This window comes from Vibrio sp. 2-2(8) (assembly GCF_963888495.1).
GTDB classification, from domain to species: domain Bacteria; phylum Pseudomonadota; class Gammaproteobacteria; order Enterobacterales; family Vibrionaceae; genus Vibrio; species Vibrio anguillarum.
Genome location: NZ_CAWPJM010000022.1, coordinates 58407 through 74646, shown reverse-complemented (window position 1 = coordinate 74646; position 16240 = coordinate 58407). Strand labels below are relative to the sequence as shown.

The 16240-nt window shown below is 44.0% G+C and carries 12 protein-coding genes; 5 read left to right on the top strand and 7 right to left on the bottom strand.

Annotated elements, in window-relative coordinates:
* Position 1 precedes the first annotated feature (1 nt).
* On the top strand, positions 2-1246 hold the full coding sequence (locus tag AACV12_RS06770) for a carboxynorspermidine synthase (RefSeq protein WP_017044304.1): 1245 nt from the start codon (positions 2-4) through the stop codon (positions 1244-1246).
* Positions 1247-1310: 64 nt separating this feature from the next.
* Positions 1311-2444, top strand: coding sequence for a carboxynorspermidine decarboxylase (gene nspC, locus AACV12_RS06765; RefSeq protein ID WP_013857007.1), 1134 nt, complete (start codon positions 1311-1313; stop codon positions 2442-2444).
* A 54-nt stretch (positions 2445-2498) separates the two neighbouring features.
* Here nspC and AACV12_RS06760 read toward each other — a convergent pair whose 3' ends face one another.
* The 3 genes from AACV12_RS06760 to AACV12_RS06750 form a co-directional block, all read right to left on the bottom strand.
* A complete protein-coding gene (locus AACV12_RS06760) occupies positions 2499-4109 on the bottom strand; it encodes a methyl-accepting chemotaxis protein (protein WP_026027718.1) in 1611 nt (536 codons plus the stop codon).
* Between the two features lie 357 nt (positions 4110-4466).
* A complete protein-coding gene (locus AACV12_RS06755; protein WP_013857004.1) occupies positions 4467-4979 on the bottom strand; it encodes a glycine cleavage system protein R in 513 nt (170 codons plus the stop codon).
* 202 nt (positions 4980-5181) lie between these two features.
* Entirely contained in the window at positions 5182-6120 is a 939-nt protein-coding gene (locus AACV12_RS06750; protein WP_240507690.1) for a DUF3943 domain-containing protein, read from the bottom strand.
* 156 nt (positions 6121-6276) lie between these two features.
* On the opposite strand from AACV12_RS06750, the gene AACV12_RS06745 reads away from it, so the two are divergent.
* Both AACV12_RS06745 and AACV12_RS06740 read left to right on the top strand, forming a co-directional pair.
* Positions 6277-7515 carry a CinA family nicotinamide mononucleotide deamidase-related protein gene (locus AACV12_RS06745; protein WP_013857002.1) on the top strand — a complete coding sequence of 413 codons (1239 nt, stop codon included), beginning with the start codon at positions 6277-6279 and terminating at the stop codon, positions 7513-7515.
* 263 nt (positions 7516-7778) lie between these two features.
* Positions 7779-8033, top strand: coding sequence for a hypothetical protein (locus tag AACV12_RS06740; protein ID WP_013857001.1), 255 nt, complete (start codon positions 7779-7781; stop codon positions 8031-8033).
* Between the two features lie 67 nt (positions 8034-8100).
* Here the strand turns inward: AACV12_RS06740 and yfaE are convergent, their stop codons facing one another.
* The 4 genes from yfaE to ubiG form a co-directional block, all read right to left on the bottom strand.
* The gene (yfaE, locus tag AACV12_RS06735; RefSeq protein ID WP_013857000.1) at positions 8101-8379 is read right to left on the bottom strand and encodes a class I ribonucleotide reductase maintenance protein YfaE; all 279 of its coding nucleotides are present in this window, start codon (positions 8377-8379) and stop codon (positions 8101-8103) included.
* Positions 8379-9512, bottom strand: coding sequence for a class Ia ribonucleoside-diphosphate reductase subunit beta (gene nrdB / locus AACV12_RS06730; protein WP_170900073.1), 1134 nt, complete (start codon positions 9510-9512; stop codon positions 8379-8381). The genes yfaE and nrdB overlap by 1 nt, the downstream gene beginning before the upstream one ends.
* Before the next feature lie 68 nt (positions 9513-9580).
* Entirely contained in the window at positions 9581-11863 is a 2283-nt protein-coding gene (gene nrdA / locus AACV12_RS06725) for a class 1a ribonucleoside-diphosphate reductase subunit alpha (RefSeq protein WP_017046168.1), read from the bottom strand.
* 480 nt (positions 11864-12343) lie between these two features.
* Positions 12344-13051: a bifunctional 2-polyprenyl-6-hydroxyphenol methylase/3-demethylubiquinol 3-O-methyltransferase UbiG gene (ubiG, locus tag AACV12_RS06720; RefSeq protein WP_170900072.1), complete on the bottom strand. Its 708-nt coding sequence runs from the start codon at positions 13049-13051 to the stop codon at positions 12344-12346.
* A 294-nt stretch (positions 13052-13345) separates the two neighbouring features.
* On the opposite strand from ubiG, the gene gyrA reads away from it, so the two are divergent.
* The gene (gene gyrA / locus AACV12_RS06715; protein WP_017049834.1) at positions 13346-16069 is read left to right on the top strand and encodes a DNA topoisomerase (ATP-hydrolyzing) subunit A; all 2724 of its coding nucleotides are present in this window, start codon (positions 13346-13348) and stop codon (positions 16067-16069) included.
* Positions 16070-16240 lie beyond the last annotated feature (171 nt).

The following is a 16240-nucleotide window of genomic DNA, read 5'->3' as shown; positions in this document are numbered from 1 at the left end:
CATGTCTATTTTACAAATTGGCGCGGGAGGCGTTGGCTGGGTTGTCGCACATAAGGCGGCCCAAAACAACGACATACTCGGTGATATTGTTCTTGCTTCTCGTACTCTTGAAAAGTGCGAGAAGATCATTGAATCGATCAAAGGAAAAAATAACCTTAAAGATCCAACTAAAAAACTTGAGGCACGCACCGTCAAGGCGGATGACGTAGCCTCGTTAGTTGCATTAATTAAAGAAGTCCAGCCTGATCTTGTGATCAACGCTGGCCCTCCTTGGGTAAACGTGCCAATCATGGAAGCATGTTATCAAGCCAAGGTTTCCTATCTAGATACATCGGTTGCTGTTGACCTTTGCTCTGAAGGTCAACAAGTGCCTGAAGCGTATGATCCTCAATGGGCATTTCGTGAAAAATTTAAGCAAGCAGGCATTACCGCTATTCTCGGTGCTGGTTTTGATCCGGGCGTGGTTAGCGTGTTTGCCGCGTATGCGGTGAAACACCTCTTTGACGAAATCGACAGTATTGATGTGATGGACATTAATGCAGGCGATCACGGCAAGAAATTTGCGACTAACTTTGATCCAGAAACCAATATGTTAGAGATTCAAGGCGACTCTTTCTATTGGGAAGAAGGGCAGTGGCAGCGTGTTCCTTGCCATTCACGAATGCTAGAATTTGATTTTCCTCAGTGCGGCCAGCACAAGGTGTACTCCATGTCGCACGATGAAGTGCGTTCGATGAAAGAGTTTATTCCGGCCAAACGTATTGAATTTTGGATGGGTTTTGGCGATCGTTATCTCAACTATTTCAATTGCATGCGTGATATTGGTTTATTGAGTCCAAACCCATTGACGCTGCAAGATGGTACTGTGGTTCAACCACTTCAAGTGCTTAAAGCGATGCTGCCAGACCCAACCTCTTTGGCTCCTGGCTACAAAGGCCTGACTTGTATTGGTACTTGGGTGCAAGGTTGGAAGGATGGTAAACAGCGCAGTGTCTTTATCTACAATAATGCAGACCATGAAGTGGCATACCATGATGTAGAGCACCAAGCCATCGCTTACACCACGGGCGTTCCTGCCATTACTGCGGCATTGCAGTATTTCCAAGGGCATTGGGCACAAGCGGGCGTGTTTAACTTAGAGCAGCTTGACCCTGATCTGTTTTTAGAAACGATGCCTAAATTAGGTTTGGATTGGCATGTTCAAGAGCTCGATATCGGGCAACCAGAGATTAAAATTCTAAAATAAGAGTTTTCGATAGTTAAGCCGATGCAGATGTGTCGGCTTTCTTCAATTTGAGAGTGATAAATAGATGCAAAAAAGCGAACTCCAAACGCCCTATTTTATGATTGATGAATCACAGTTGATCGCGAACCTAGAAATCGCGAGGCAGCTCAAAGAGATGTCGGGCGTCAAACTCGTCTTGGCTTTAAAATGCTTCTCTACTTGGGGAGTATTTGACATCATCAAACCTTACTTAGATGGCACAACCAGCAGTGGCCCATTTGAAGTAAAATTAGGCTACGAAACGTTTGGTGGTGAAACACACGCCTATAGCGTTGGCTACAGTGAAGCTGATGTTAAAGAAGTGGCCGATATTTGCGACAAAATGATTTTTAATTCGCAATCCCAGTTGGCCGCTTACCGTCATTTAGTTGAAGGCAAGGCGTCATTGGGTTTACGTTTAAACCCCGGCGTGAGTTACGCTGGGCAAGATCTTGCCAATCCCGCACGTCAGTTTTCTCGTTTAGGTGTTCAAACAGACCATATTGATAACTCAGTGTTCGATACTATCAATGGCGTGATGTTCCATATGAACTGTGAGAACAAAGATGCTGATGCGTTCATTGCGTTATTAGATTCGATCTCTGAGCGTTTTGGCCAATATCTGGATAAGTTAGATTGGGTCAGCCTAGGCGGTGGTGTGTTCTTCACTTGGCCTGGTTATCCGCTAGAAAAATTAGCATTAGCGCTTAAGGCCTTTTCAGAAAAGCATCAGGTTCAGCTTTATCTTGAACCGGGTGAGGCGATCATCACGAAAACGGCTGATTTAGTGGTGACTGTCGTCGATATCGTTGAAAATGGCATGAAAACAGCGATTGTTGATTCGGCAACTGAAGCGCATCGTTTAGACACACTGATTTACAAAGAGCCAGCGGCTATCTTAGAAGCGAGTGCGAACGGTGAACATGAGTATGTCATTGGCTCGTGTTCTTGCTTAGCGGGTGATCAATTTTGTGTGGCTTCATTTGAACAGCCATTATCGATTGGTCAGCGGTTGCATATCATGGATAGCGCGGGCTATACCATGGTGAAATTGAATTGGTTTAATGGCCTTAAAATGCCTTCCGTGTATTGTCAACGCAGTACAGGAGAGCTTCAGAAACTGAATGAATTTGGCTATGAAGACTTTAAACGTTCATTATCTCAATGGTCGGTAAACTGATGACAATAGGCCTCACCATACAGTGGGTGAGGCCTATTTTTGTAAAATCACACCTTAGAGTTTAAAGCTTTTCATTCTTTCGTCTAATTGGCGTGAAAGAGCGGCCAAGGTTTCACTCTCTTCTGCCAAATAGTTTGCCGATTGTGACATCTCCAATGCTGAATCGTTAATGCCACTGACGTTACGGTTCATTTCTTCGGCCACTGCACTTTGTTCTTCTGCCGCAGTGGCGATTTGAATTGCTTTATCACTCACATGCTGAATATGACTGACGATCAAGGAAAGATCGCTGCCTGCATTTTCTGCCCGCTCCACACTGTTATAAGCGAGATCTTGGCTTTTTTGCATCGCGTTTGATGTACTAACGGCCAGTTGCTGTAAGCGGTTAATGGTGGTTTGGATTTGGTCAGTGGAATGATGGGTACGGCTAGCTAAATTTCTGACCTCGTCGGCGACCACTGCGAATCCTCTACCTTGTTCTCCAGCACGTGCGGCTTCAATCGCTGCATTTAGTGCAAGTAAATTGGTTTGTTCAGAAATGCCGCTGATCACTGTGGTAACTTCACTGATTTGCATCACGCCTTCTTTGAGTTTGTGCACTTGCTCAGTGGCCACTTCCAGCTCTTTTGAGAGCGCTTTAATGCTGTCCACACTGGAATGTACGTCTTTATCGCCTAAGCCGGCTTCTTTGCTGGCATCCAATGTGTCTCTTGCGGTCTCTTCTGCATGGCCTGCAACATCGGCAACAGTCGCACTCATTTCATTCATCGCGGTTGCGAGCTGGCTTAATTGGTCACGTTGGCTGGTCACCGCTTGGCTAGTTTCTTCCGCAGAAGAAGCGATGCGAATGGCGGCCTCTGCAAGCAGGTTTGCTGAGGTGACCGACTCGGTTAATGCTAAACGCACTGCGCTTACACTGTCATTGATACGACATGCCACAATGCCAATCTCATCTTCTCCCATTACTGGGACTTGTGCGGTTAAATCGCCGCTTGCCACTTTTTTCATTACTTCTTTAATTGACTCTAACGGCATAATGATGGCTCGGCTGATGACCACCCCAAGCGTTGCCATCACAAACACAACTGCCAATGTCGCTCCTCCCATCTTGAGGATCTGTTTGTTGATCGCCTCTTCAATGTCATTGATGAGCATGCCTGAGCCGATAATCCAATGCCACGGCGCAAACCCGTGGACTGCCGATAATTTCTCTGCGGGTGTTCCACTGTTAGTCTGCCAAGGATATGTCAACGTGCCTTGTTGACCATTTTTGCCAAGTTCAACCATAGTGAACCAAAACTCGCCTTGTGTATCTTTTCCTGGGCTTCCCATCTGTTTGCCAACCAAATCAGTGCGAATCGGATGGGCAATGGTGTAACGAGACTCATCGATAGCAAAAAGATAGTTGTTGCTGTCAAAACGTGTGTTGTTGATGAGTATCTTCGCCTGTGATTTAGCTTCGTCTTCGGGGAGTGTTTTCTGAAGGTGTGAGATTTGTGAGAGGAGAGTATCGATAACTGCGTTCAACCTCGCTTCACGCTCTACGACTAAGTTACTTCTCAGCGCGCTAGTTGCAATGAACAGTAAGCTCAATAAGCCAACAATTGCAACCGCGATAATAGCGGTCAGCTTGTAGCTGACCTTAATATTTTCAAGCTTCAACATGACGTTACCACCATTAAAACAACCCAACCTTATTGCTGGGCATATTGGTTTACCTGTTGTACTTGAGGTTACCGTGATGTTGGTTACGTTTGATTGCCAGAGTCACAAGGTTTGTTAATACTCATTAGTAATCATCCGTTTATCCATCTGACGGCGTCTTCAAGTTATTCGGCATCTAGGATTTGCAGGCTTAGATTAATTATGGTTACCCGCTCTCTAATATTGGAATATGGTCGTCATTTCGCGAATGCAATTAGTTGATTTTGTTAACTGAATCACAACTTTAATCTTACTTAATAGATAGTGAGGTCGATAAAAAAGGAAGCATCAGCTTCCTTTTTTCGGGCGTAAACGAGATTACACTTCTAATATCACGCGCGTATCTTCACTGAGCGCTTCAAGCTCATCGGCTACGTCTTCAATTTGTATCGCAGCTGGGAGCTTGATGGCTAGGTTGGCGGTAAATAAACTTGAGCTGACACCGCCACCACCCGCAATAAAAACGCGTTGGCAATCCATATCTAAAATATTGATACCTTGATTATCAAGAAGGTGGGTGATTTCGTTGACGATGCCTGCACGGTCGTTTGCATCAATCCGCAGTTGGTAAATCGTTTCTTTTTCGTGTTGATGTACGTCAGAATCAACAATCTGCACCAGAAGATCGGGTTGTTCTCTAAATGCTTGTTGAACGATAACGGCATTTGAGGTCGGTAACTCTATTTTAATGACGGCAGCTACTTGGTTTTCAATAAAGTTCACTTTACTTATTAACCATTTTCCACCATTTTCATGAGTGATAGCGGCAAGATGTTTAATTGTGGCTGGTGTTGCACTGCCGACGAAATTGACGATAAAAGTACTGTTCATAATAGGCCTCCCATAGCAAGCTAACGAAAGATAAATCGTTGATCTTGAATTCCTTTCACTTCAGTGTAGAGGCCTATCTTAGATAAGACTTGATGAGAGTCAATTTTTTACATTTACGCAGTCTCTTGCTTGTCAGTATTCATACTTGGGCCACAAAAATAGCCTCGGCTTTAGGCATTGGCCTTGTGCTTAGCCCTGTGTTTTAAAAACTGACTTTGAGATTAAGGCCATAAAATTGCGAATCATAGCTAGCGCCTGAGTCCAAAGCAAACTTTGCGGCATCTTGGTTACCAAACCAAGGTGTGCCATTAAATTCTACTTCGGCATTGCCTCCCCAAGCATTTGATACCCAGCCATGGATATGTCCAACAGGGTTGAGGAAGAAAAGTGTGACATCACCCAGAGTCGATGAACCCAACACTTCACCACCTGTGGTAACAATATCTTGTTCCGCTTCAAACATCAGTTCACCGACAACCGCACCGAAAAAGGGCGTAATAAACAAGTCTTGCCATGACGGTATCTCGGCAAACGATTCTACGCCATATTCCCAAAAGAAAGTCGACATAACACCGGAGTAAAGAAAAGATTCAAACTCATTAAATCCAGCATGTCTTGCGGCTGTGTAGTAAACGCCGCCAAAGTAGGGGTGCATAATGTAGTTGAGATAATGCTCATCTCTATCCCAAGTGGGGCCGGATGATACGTTATCTTTCCATTTGCTGCCTATGCCGCTTATGCTGCGATCCTCTTCATCCCATTTGGTAATGGATGCAGGCAAAAATGTCATTAAGCCAACGGTTGCTACGCTTAATCCTAAGATGGTATAGGTTTGGCCTTTGAGATAGTCCCAGTCTTTTGTATCTTGCACGGTAAGATATTTAGGCAGCGTGGGCTCTTCAAGGTTTAGCGGTTGCGACTCTGCTAAGCTTGCTAAAAATGGAGAGTTCGATTGGTAAATATTCGGATCGTCATTAAAACAAGAAATTTGATTGCAGTCGACCGTATAGGAAAACTCAATGTGTTGGTTGAAATCGTATGCAGTGGCACTAGCACAAGCCGAAAACGATAACATCAATGGTATGATGCTTTTCTTTGACACGGAGGGCTCCAAAGTTTTGTTTTTAATGATCAGAATCACAATTATCTATTAAAGCGGCGGTGATGAAAACAGCAAATTATGTAAATAAGGAAACTTATGAGAAAAATAGCATTCAAAGCGTTATATATTGCACTTTATTCTCTGCCGTATTGATTGATAGCACACCTGTAAGCGTACACAAAAGGACACCATGATATGTTGAAAATAGCAATGTTAAGCACGGGTGAGGAAGTGCTCCATGGCGATATTGTCGATACCAATGCTGCTTGGTTATCCAGTGAGTTCTTCCAGCAGGGTTTTTCGTTAGTAAAACGATCAACGGTAGGCGATAGCCAGCAAGCCTTGGTTGAAGAGTTACTGATGCTTAGTTTCAATAATGATGTATTGATCGTAAATGGCGGGCTCGGCCCAACGTCTGATGATTTAAGTGCGGCGGCGGCGGCTCAAGCGGCGGACCAAAAGTTGGTGTTGTCTGTGCTGTGGAAGCAAAAACTGGACGAATTTTTTGCGCAGCGTGGTGTTGTGATGCCAGAAAGTAACCTCAAACAAGCGATGTTACCTGAGTTCTCTGACATCATTGATAACCCAATAGGGACGGCTTGCGGCTTTAAAGTTCAGATTAATGATTGTGTTTGTTATTTCACCCCCGGAGTACCCAAAGAGTTTAAGCTGATGGTCTCTGAACAGATTTTACCTGACTTGCTAGCGACATACCCACAACAAACGGGATTAGAGTGCAGCCGTTTATTCACTCTGGGTTCATCGGAATCGGCCATTTCAGATAAGTTGGATAAATTAGTCTTACCGGAAGGGTATATGCTGGGGTATCGTTCTTATCTGCCTTTTATTGAGGTGAAATTGTTTGGTCCGAAAAGTGATTTAGAACGCCGAGTAAAACTACTACAGATCATCTACCAGCATTTGGAACAACATGTTGTGAGTGTCGATGAACCTATGCTCACGCATATCGGTCATTTAATGCAAGACAAAGGATTATCGATCTCTATTGCAGAACAAGCGACCAAAGGTTGGCTCGCCAGTTGGTTGTTAAGTAACGAGCAGGTGGAAGCGTTGAGCGGTCACTGCTGGATTTTGAGCCGCAACGTTGAATCGGGCTTAGGCGATCAAGATCCACTCGCGGCGTCATTAGCGCTTGCTGGCGCAACGAAGGAAAAGTGTTCTACTTCGTTATCGCTTGTGACTGGTGTATTAAATGATGATCAATTTAGCCTAGCTTTATCGGCTCCGCAGGGAGAGTGGGGACAGATCCTCAAATTCAAGCGTCGTTACAGCGCCGATGAGCAGAGGGAGTTAATGGGGACCATCGCGGCTGATATGTTACGCCGCTATTTATCGAATAAGCCTATTTTTGCTCAGTATGGGGCATTGATCTCCGTCAAAGAGATGTTTTTACCTGCGAGCGTCATTGGCTAATCAACTCAATGTGTTAGCGTATTTTTAAGTCTAAGCTGTTGATAATTAAGTGCTTTGCATTTAAATTGTATCGGGTGGTAACTGCATGATTTTTTGGCTTATTCCGTAGGTTCGGTGAGGTGCTTAGCTTATGATTATTTCGTCTAAAGACTAAGCTCATGATTTCACGCATCAGATAAAATTGTTTCAAAATTGGGTCTTTTTTACACATCTTTTCTCTGTACACTGTCAGTCCGCTCGATGAAATTCAGCAGGAGGCTGACATGTTTAACCAATCGAAAATTTTAGTTTGGTATAAAGTTGCAAGTCAAAAAGTGATCTTAGGTGAGGCATTGAGTAATGAAATGAGTGATGTTGTTTCTTTATGGCTCAACGCTCCATCAGACTTAGATACGCCTAGCTATCAAGGATATAGACTTTCATTGTTTGATGGGGATGGCAGAGAAATCGCTAACAAATCCGTATCAATGGGTACGGCTGATGGCATTCTTCTAGGAATGTATAAAGCCAGAGCATAGCTCTGGCTTTACCTTTTTAACGCGCCAATGTGTGATGCGTTAACAGTGCACTATTGGCAGATCGAGATTAGGCTCGCCTTGCTTTGGGTCGATAATTAACACCAGCAAGTTCCACGTGGCTTTTGGCTTTACAAATACAGGGCAATATTTCGTTGCGCTCTGTGTAAGCCATCGCAAAACCAACATATTCCACTTCGCCTTTAACGAGCGTGCAGCGACAGGCACCACAGTGACCATCGCGACAGTTGTACTCTGGCTCTAGCCCCGCACTCTCCATACTTTCCAATAAAGTATTGGAAGAGTTTGATTCTATGGTTGTAACTTTGTTGATTTTAATGGTCGCCATTACAGCTCAAAGTCCTCGAAGTCATTGGCACGAACTTTATTGTCAATTTGGCCTACAAGGTAGGAGCTGATTTCTGCTTCTTGAGGTGCAACTTGTACGTTGTCTGAAGACAACCACGCATTAATCCAAGGAATTGGGTTTGATGTTGCGCCGGGGTAGGCGATATCTAAACCAACCGCTTGCATACGAACGTTGGTGATGTATTCAACGTATTGGCACAGAATGTCTTTGTTTAAACCAATCATCGAACCATCTTTAAACAGATATTCAGCCCACTCTTTTTCTTGTTCAGCAGCCGCTTTGAACAAATCAAAACACTCTTGCTTGCACTCTTCAGCGATTTGTAAGAAGGCGAAATCGTCTTGTCCATTACGCAGCAAGTTGATCATATGCTGTGTACCAGTCAGGTGCAAAGCTTCATCACGTGCAATCAACTTGATGATTTTGGCGTTACCTTCCATCAATTCGCGCTCTGCAAAGGCAAATGAGCAGGCGAAGCTGACATAGAAACGAATCGCTTCCAACGCATTGACTGACATCAAGCAAAGATAAAGTTTGCGTTTCAGGTCACCCAAGCTAATTTTGACGCTCTCACCATTAATCTGATGTGTTCCTTCACCAAAACGGTGATAGTCATTAGACAGTTGGATCAGATCATCGTAATAGTGTGCAATGTCTTTTGCGCGTTTCAATATATGTTCATTTTCGACGATGTCATCAAACACAATGCCAGGATCATTCACAATATTACGAATAATATGAGTGTATGAACGTGAGTGGATTGTTTCTGAAAATGACCAGGTTTCAATCCATGTTTCCACTTCAGGAAGCGAAACCAGCGGTAGCAGTGCCACGTTAGGGCTGCGACCTTGGATTGAATCCAGTAGCGTTTGATATTTTAAGTTCGAGATGAAAATGTGCTTTTCATGATCTGGAAGCTTGTTGTAATCAATGCGATCACTCGATACGTCGACTTCTTCTGGACGCCAGAAGAACGAGAGCTGTTTTTCTATCAGTTTTTCAAAAATTTCAAACTTTTGCTGGTCGTAACGAGCCACGTTAACCGATTGGCCAAGAAACATCGGTTCTTTGAGTTGATCATTCTTTTTTTGAGAAAAAGTACTGTAAGCCATAAATGCCTCAATCCCTTTTAAGCTCCCCTGCGTGGGGAGCATTATTGAATAAGTTGAGTGAAATAGAGTTAGATCTTACAACCGCCGCCCGCACAATCATCATCTTGTGCCTGTACTGCGTCTTTTTGATCATCCTTCGCGCCATCACGAGTGTTGTGATAGTACAAGGTTTTCACACCAAATTTATATGCCGTCAGCAGATCTTGCAGCAACTGTTTCATTGGTACTTTGCCACTTTCATACGCGCTGGGGTCGTAGTTGGTATTAGCGGAAATCGCTTGGTCAACAAATTTCTGCATGATGCCGACTAGGTGCAGATAGCCGTTGTTAGAACCAATATTCCACAATAACTCATAGTTCTCTTTCAAATTAATGAAATCCGGCACGACTTGTTTCAAGATGCCATCTTTTGAGGCTTTTACTGAAACATAACCGCGAGGAGGCTCAATACCGTTGGTGGCATTGGAAATTTGCGAAGAGGTTTCTGAAGGCATTAACGCTGTTAACGTTGAGTTACGTAAGCCAAATTCCATGATCTCTGCGCGCAGCGCATCCCAATCATAATGCAAAGGTTCTGCGCAAATTTGGTCGACATCTTTTTTATAGGTGTCGATAGGCAGCAAGCCTTTGGCATAATTTGTTTCATGGAATAGAGGGCATCGGCCTTGTTCTTTGGCTAACGCGACTGAAGCCTTCAACAGGTAATATTGCATCGCTTCAAAAGTGCGGTGTGTCAAACCATTTGCACTACCGTCCGAATATTTCACGCCATTTTTCGCCAGATAGTAAGCGTAGTTAATCACGCCTACACCCAATGTACGGCGATTCATGGTTGACTTATAAGCGGCAGGCAGTGGGTAATCTTGATAATCCAACAGTGCATCTAGCGCACGAACCACAAGATCAGACAACTCTTCGAAATCATCCAGAGATTGAATTGAACCTAAGTTGAATGCCGAAAGCGTACATAGCGCAATCTCACCTTCATTATCTTCAACATTAGACAGCGGTTTCGTCGGCAGTGCGATCTCCAAACAGAGATTGGATTGGCGAACAGGCGCTACAGACGCATCAAACGGGCTGTGCGTATTGCAGTGGTCAACGTTCTGGATGTAGATACGGCCAGTGGAGGCACGTTCTTGCATCAATAGGGAGAACAGTTCTACCGCTTTCACCGTCTCTTTTTTAATCGAAGTGTCATTCTCATATTGAACATACAAACGTTCGAATTCGTCTTGGTTTTCGAAGAATGCGTCATACAATCCAGGCACATCAGAAGGGGAGAATAGGGTAATATTACCGCCTTGAACTAAGCGAGAATACATCAACTTATTGAGCTGAACACCATAGTCCATATGACGAACACGGTTCTCTTCAACGCCGCGGTTATTTTTCAATACCAGTAGCGACTGCACTTCACCGTGCCACAAAGGGTAGAAGACAGTGGCTGCGCCACCACGTACACCACCTTGAGAACAGCACTTCACTGCGGTTTGGAAATATTTATAAAAAGGAATACAACCCGTGTGGAATGCTTCACCACCGCGAATTTCCGAGCCTAATGCACGAATGCGGCCCGCGTTAATACCAATACCCGCACGCTGTGATACATAACGTACGATAGAGCTTGCTGTGGCATTGATTGAATCTAAGCTGTCACCACATTCAATCAACACACATGAGCTAAATTGACGGGTAGGCGTGCGCACGCCCGACATGATTGGCGTTGGCAGCGAGATTTTGAACATTGATGTTGCGTCGTAAAAACGCTTAATGTAATCGAGACGGTTTTCTTTTGGATATTTCGCGAATAAGCAAGCGGCGACCAAAATGTAGAGGAACTGGGCACTCTCATAAATTTGTTTCGTCACACGGTTTTGCACGAAGTACTTACCTTCAAGCTGTTTTACCGCGGCGTAAGAAAAATTAAGGTCACGTGCGTGATCGATATAAGTGTCGAGTTCTTCAAATTCTGCGCGAGTATAATCTTCGATAAGGTGCTTATCGTATTTGCCCATTTCAACCAAACGAGAGACATGGTTGTACAAAGTGGGTGGCTCGTATTGTCCGTAGGCTTTTTTACGCAAATGGAACACCGAAAGACGAGCAGCTAGATATTGGTAATCTGGCGTCTCTTCTGAAATCAAATCGGCAGCGGATTTGATGATAGTCTCATGGATGTCAGAGGTCGTAATACCATCGTAAAACTGAATGTGAGCTTTCAGTTCTACTTGTGATACAGAGACATTGTGCAGGTCTTCCGCAGCCCACGCGATTACACGGTGGATTTTCTCAAGATCAATTGTTTCTTTGCGTCCATCACGCTTGGTGACAGTAAGTTTTTGGTTCATTCTGCTTCATTTCCCTAACAAAACTGATTAAGGCCGTATTTTTGTAGAATTGTTGTAAATTTCATCGCGGCTTTGTGATCTGAATTTATCTATATATTGTAGTGCAAACACAACATATAGGGGTTCTTTGCTTTGCGAGTTACAAGATAGTGCTATCTGAAGCTCATTTCAAGTTACAGATCTGGGACAGCTTGTGGATAACTAGCAAAAATAAAAAAAACAGTTAGTACCCACTTACTGATGATCAAAGAGCCGATTTGATTGTAGAAAATTACCGTTTTGAGTTTGGTTTAGATGTAACCACAATCAAAAAAAAACTTCTTGATCTTTGAGGAAAAAAGGGAGCGATTTTCGATGTGGTTAAAATGGAATCTAGAGCACAAAAAACAGCCTAGAAACCGAGAAAAAATGTGCTATTCGGCTTAATTTTTAACGTGAGCAATACGCTATCGATAATGGCATATTAGATGACCACTGACTTTAAAAAAGCTGAGTATGAACGATGTAATTGACATCAACATTGCGCCCTAAACGGTAAGTATCGGTTAACGGGTTATAAAGTAGGCCTGTTATTCCTTGCTCTTGCAGGTTTGTTTTATCAATCATCTTAATCAGTTCCGATGGGCGGATGAATTTTTCATGATCATGTGTGCCTTCTGGTACAATGCGTAGCAACTTTTCTGCGCCCACGATGGCAAACAGGTAAGACTTAAAATTACGATTGAGCGTAGAAAAGAAAACATGACCGCCGGGTTTGACCAACGCAGAGCAGGCTTGAACAACGGACAATGGGTCTGGAACATGCTCAAGCATTTCCATACAGGTGACAACATCATATGTGTGTGAGTTGTCAGCGGCGTGGTCTTCAATCGTACTTTGAATATAAGTGAGCTTTGTTCCGGTTTCTAAAGCATGTAAACGAGCGACTTCAAGCGGTTCTTTGCCCATGTCTAAGCCAGTCACTTGCGCACCTTCTCGCGCCATGCTTTCGGCTAAAATTCCGCCACCACATCCTACATCGAGCACCTTCTTGCCAAATAAGCCGTTGGCATTGACTAACACATAGTTCAATCTTAACGGGTTAATTTGATGAAGTGGCTTAAATTCACCATCCAGATCCCACCAGTGTGACGCCATCTCTTCAAACTTTTTAATTTCATTAAGATCAACGTTTTGTGCTTTAGTCATGTTAGATTCGCTCTTGCTGTCAAAATAGGCATCTTTAGTTGTGTGGGGTATTATAACCAGTTGATTATCACAGGCTACAGGTTATCTTTATTTCATTAATTTTTGGCTAAAATTTGGCCATTAATCAGCCGGGTATGGAATGAATGTGCAATTTCTCGGCACTTGATACACAACAAAGGTCACAACCTGATAAAAGGAAAGGGAAAGGGATGCCGAAGTAGTGAATTATGTGTTATATTTTTCGGCCTTGTACGTATCGAATATACGATCAAAAGATAGAGGGATAATGGCTCTATGAGCGATCTAGCTAGAGAGATCACGCCCGTAAACATTGAAGATGAGCTAAGAGGTTCATACCTAGACTACGCGATGTCCGTTATCGTGGGTCGTGCTCTTCCAGATGTGCGTGATGGCCTAAAACCAGTACACCGTCGCGTTCTATTCGCGATGAATGTGCTTGGTAACGATTGGAATAAACCATATAAAAAATCTGCCCGTGTTGTGGGCGATGTGATTGGTAAATATCACCCGCATGGTGATAGTGCTGTATACGATACGATTGTTCGTATGGCGCAGCCGTTCTCATTGCGTTACATGTTGGTCGATGGCCAAGGTAACTTTGGGTCGATCGATGGTGACTCTGCGGCAGCAATGCGTTACACCGAAGTACGCATGTCAAAAATTGCCCACGAACTGCTTGCCGATCTCGACAAAGAAACGGTCGATTATGTACCGAACTATGACGGTACAGAACAGATCCCTGCGGTTCTTCCTACGAAAATTCCTAACCTACTGGTGAATGGCTCATCTGGTATTGCAGTAGGTATGGCAACCAACATTCCACCCCATAACCTAACGGAAGTGGTTGAGGGTTGCTTGGCCTATATAAATAATGAAGACATCACCATTGATGAGTTGATGGACTACATTCCGGGCCCAGATTTCCCAACAGCAGCATTAATCAGTGGCCGCAAAGGAATTATCGACGCTTATAAAACAGGGCGCGGTAAAGTCTACATGCGCTCTAAAGCGGATATCGAAGTCGAGAAGAATGGTAAAGAAACCATTATCGTCAGAGAAATCCCTTATCAAGTGAACAAAGCACGCTTGATTGAAAAAATTGCTGAGTTGGTTAAAGAGAAAAAAGTCGAAGGCATCAGTGCACTGCGTGATGAGTCTGATAAAGACGGCATGCGTATTGTTATCGAATGTAAACGTGATGCGGTTGGTGAAGTAGTTCTGAACAACCTCTACGCTCAAACACAGTTACAAACGACATTCGGCATCAACATGGTTGCGCTGGATAATGGTCAACCTAAGCTATTCAACTTGAAAGAAATGTTGAAATGCTTTGTTGATCACCGCCGTGAGGTGGTGACGCGTCGTACTATTTTTGAACTGCGTAAAGCTCGTGATCGTGCCCACATTCTAGAAGCACTGGCTCTCGCGTTAGCCAACATTGATGAAATCATCGAATTGATTCGCCGCGCAGCAACGCCAGCAGAAGCAAAAGAAGGCTTGATTGCTCGTGGTTGGGATCTTGGCAACGTAGCGTCAATGCTTGAACGTGCTGGAACCGATGCCGCTCGTCCTGAATGGCTTGAACCAGAATACGGTATCCGTGATGGCAAATATTTCTTAACTGAGCAACAAGCCCAAGCAATTCTTGAACTTCGTCTGCACAGATTGACAGGTTTAGAGCACGAAAAAATTCTTGATGAGTACAAAGCTCTTCTGGAAGAAATCGCTGAACTGATGCATATCCTTGCCAGCACTGAACGTTTGATGGAAGTGATCCGCGAAGAGCTTGAAACTGTTCGTGATGCTTTTGGTGACGCACGACGCACTGAAATTACCGCGGCAACTCACGATATCGACATGGAAGAGCTGATTGCTCGTGAAGATGTGGTCGTTACACTTTCTCATGCAGGTTATGTGAAATACCAGATCCTCAGCGATTACGAAGCACAACGCCGTGGTGGTAAAGGTAAGAGCGCGACGAAGATGAAAGAAGAAGACTACATTGAGCGTCTTCTTGTGGCGAATACTCATGACCATATTCTTTGCTTCTCGACTCGTGGTAAGACATACCGTTTGAAAGTCTATCAATTACCGCTAGCGAGCCGTACAGCGCGTGGTAAACCTATCGTTAACATTCTTCCTCTGGAAGAAGGGGAACGTATTACTGCGATTTTGCCAGTCACTGAGTTTAGTGATGATAAGTTTATCTTTATGGCGACCGGTGACGGTACAGTGAAGAAAACATCACTTTCAAGCTTTGCCAACGTGCGTTCTAACGGTTTGATCGCGGTTAACTTGCGTGAAGATGACTCTTTGATTGGTGTGGACATTACCGATGGCAACAGTGAAATTATGCTGTTTTCTAAATTTGGTAAAGTGGTTCGCTTTAAAGAATCAGAAGAAACGCCAGTATTGGATGAAAATGGTCAGCCTGTTCTTGATGAACATGGCCAGCCAGAAATTAAGTTCAAAGGTGTTCGCGCCATGGGACGCACAGCGTCCGGTGTTCGTGGTATGAAGCTAGCAGAAGGCGACCAAGTGGTATCGCTGATTGTTCCTTCAAATGACGGCGACATCTTAACAGTGACACAAAACGGCTATGGTAAACGTACAACCTTAGGGGAATATCCAACTAAAGGTCGTGCAACTCAAGGCGTTGTTTCAATCAAGGTGTCTGAGCGTAATGGTCAAGTTGTCGGCGCAGTGCAAACTGAAGAAGGCGATGAGTTCATGATGATCACCGATGCCGGTACGCTCGTTCGTACTCGCGTCGCGGAAGTGAGCCAAGTGGGACGCAATACTCAAGGTGTGACCTTGATTCGCACCGCTGAAGATGAAAACGTCGTAGGTTTACAACGTATTGAAGAAATTGAAGATGTTGAGTTACCAGAAGGTGAGGAATTGCCAGAAGGTGAAGCGAGCGTTGCAATTTTAGAAGTACAAAGTGACGCAGAAGAGACTGACTCTGAACCGAGCAGCGATTCTGAAGACGAGTAATCGTTTCACATATCCACCTTTATTCTAAGGTGATAAAGAATAAAAGCCGGAGCATTGATTGCTTCGGCTTTTTACTTCTAGCGAGCAGCCCATCCAACAAGTGAAGGATTTCCATTCAGCGTTGAAATCGTGGTGGTCTTTTTGAAAAGATCATCTGTGCCACAAATACGG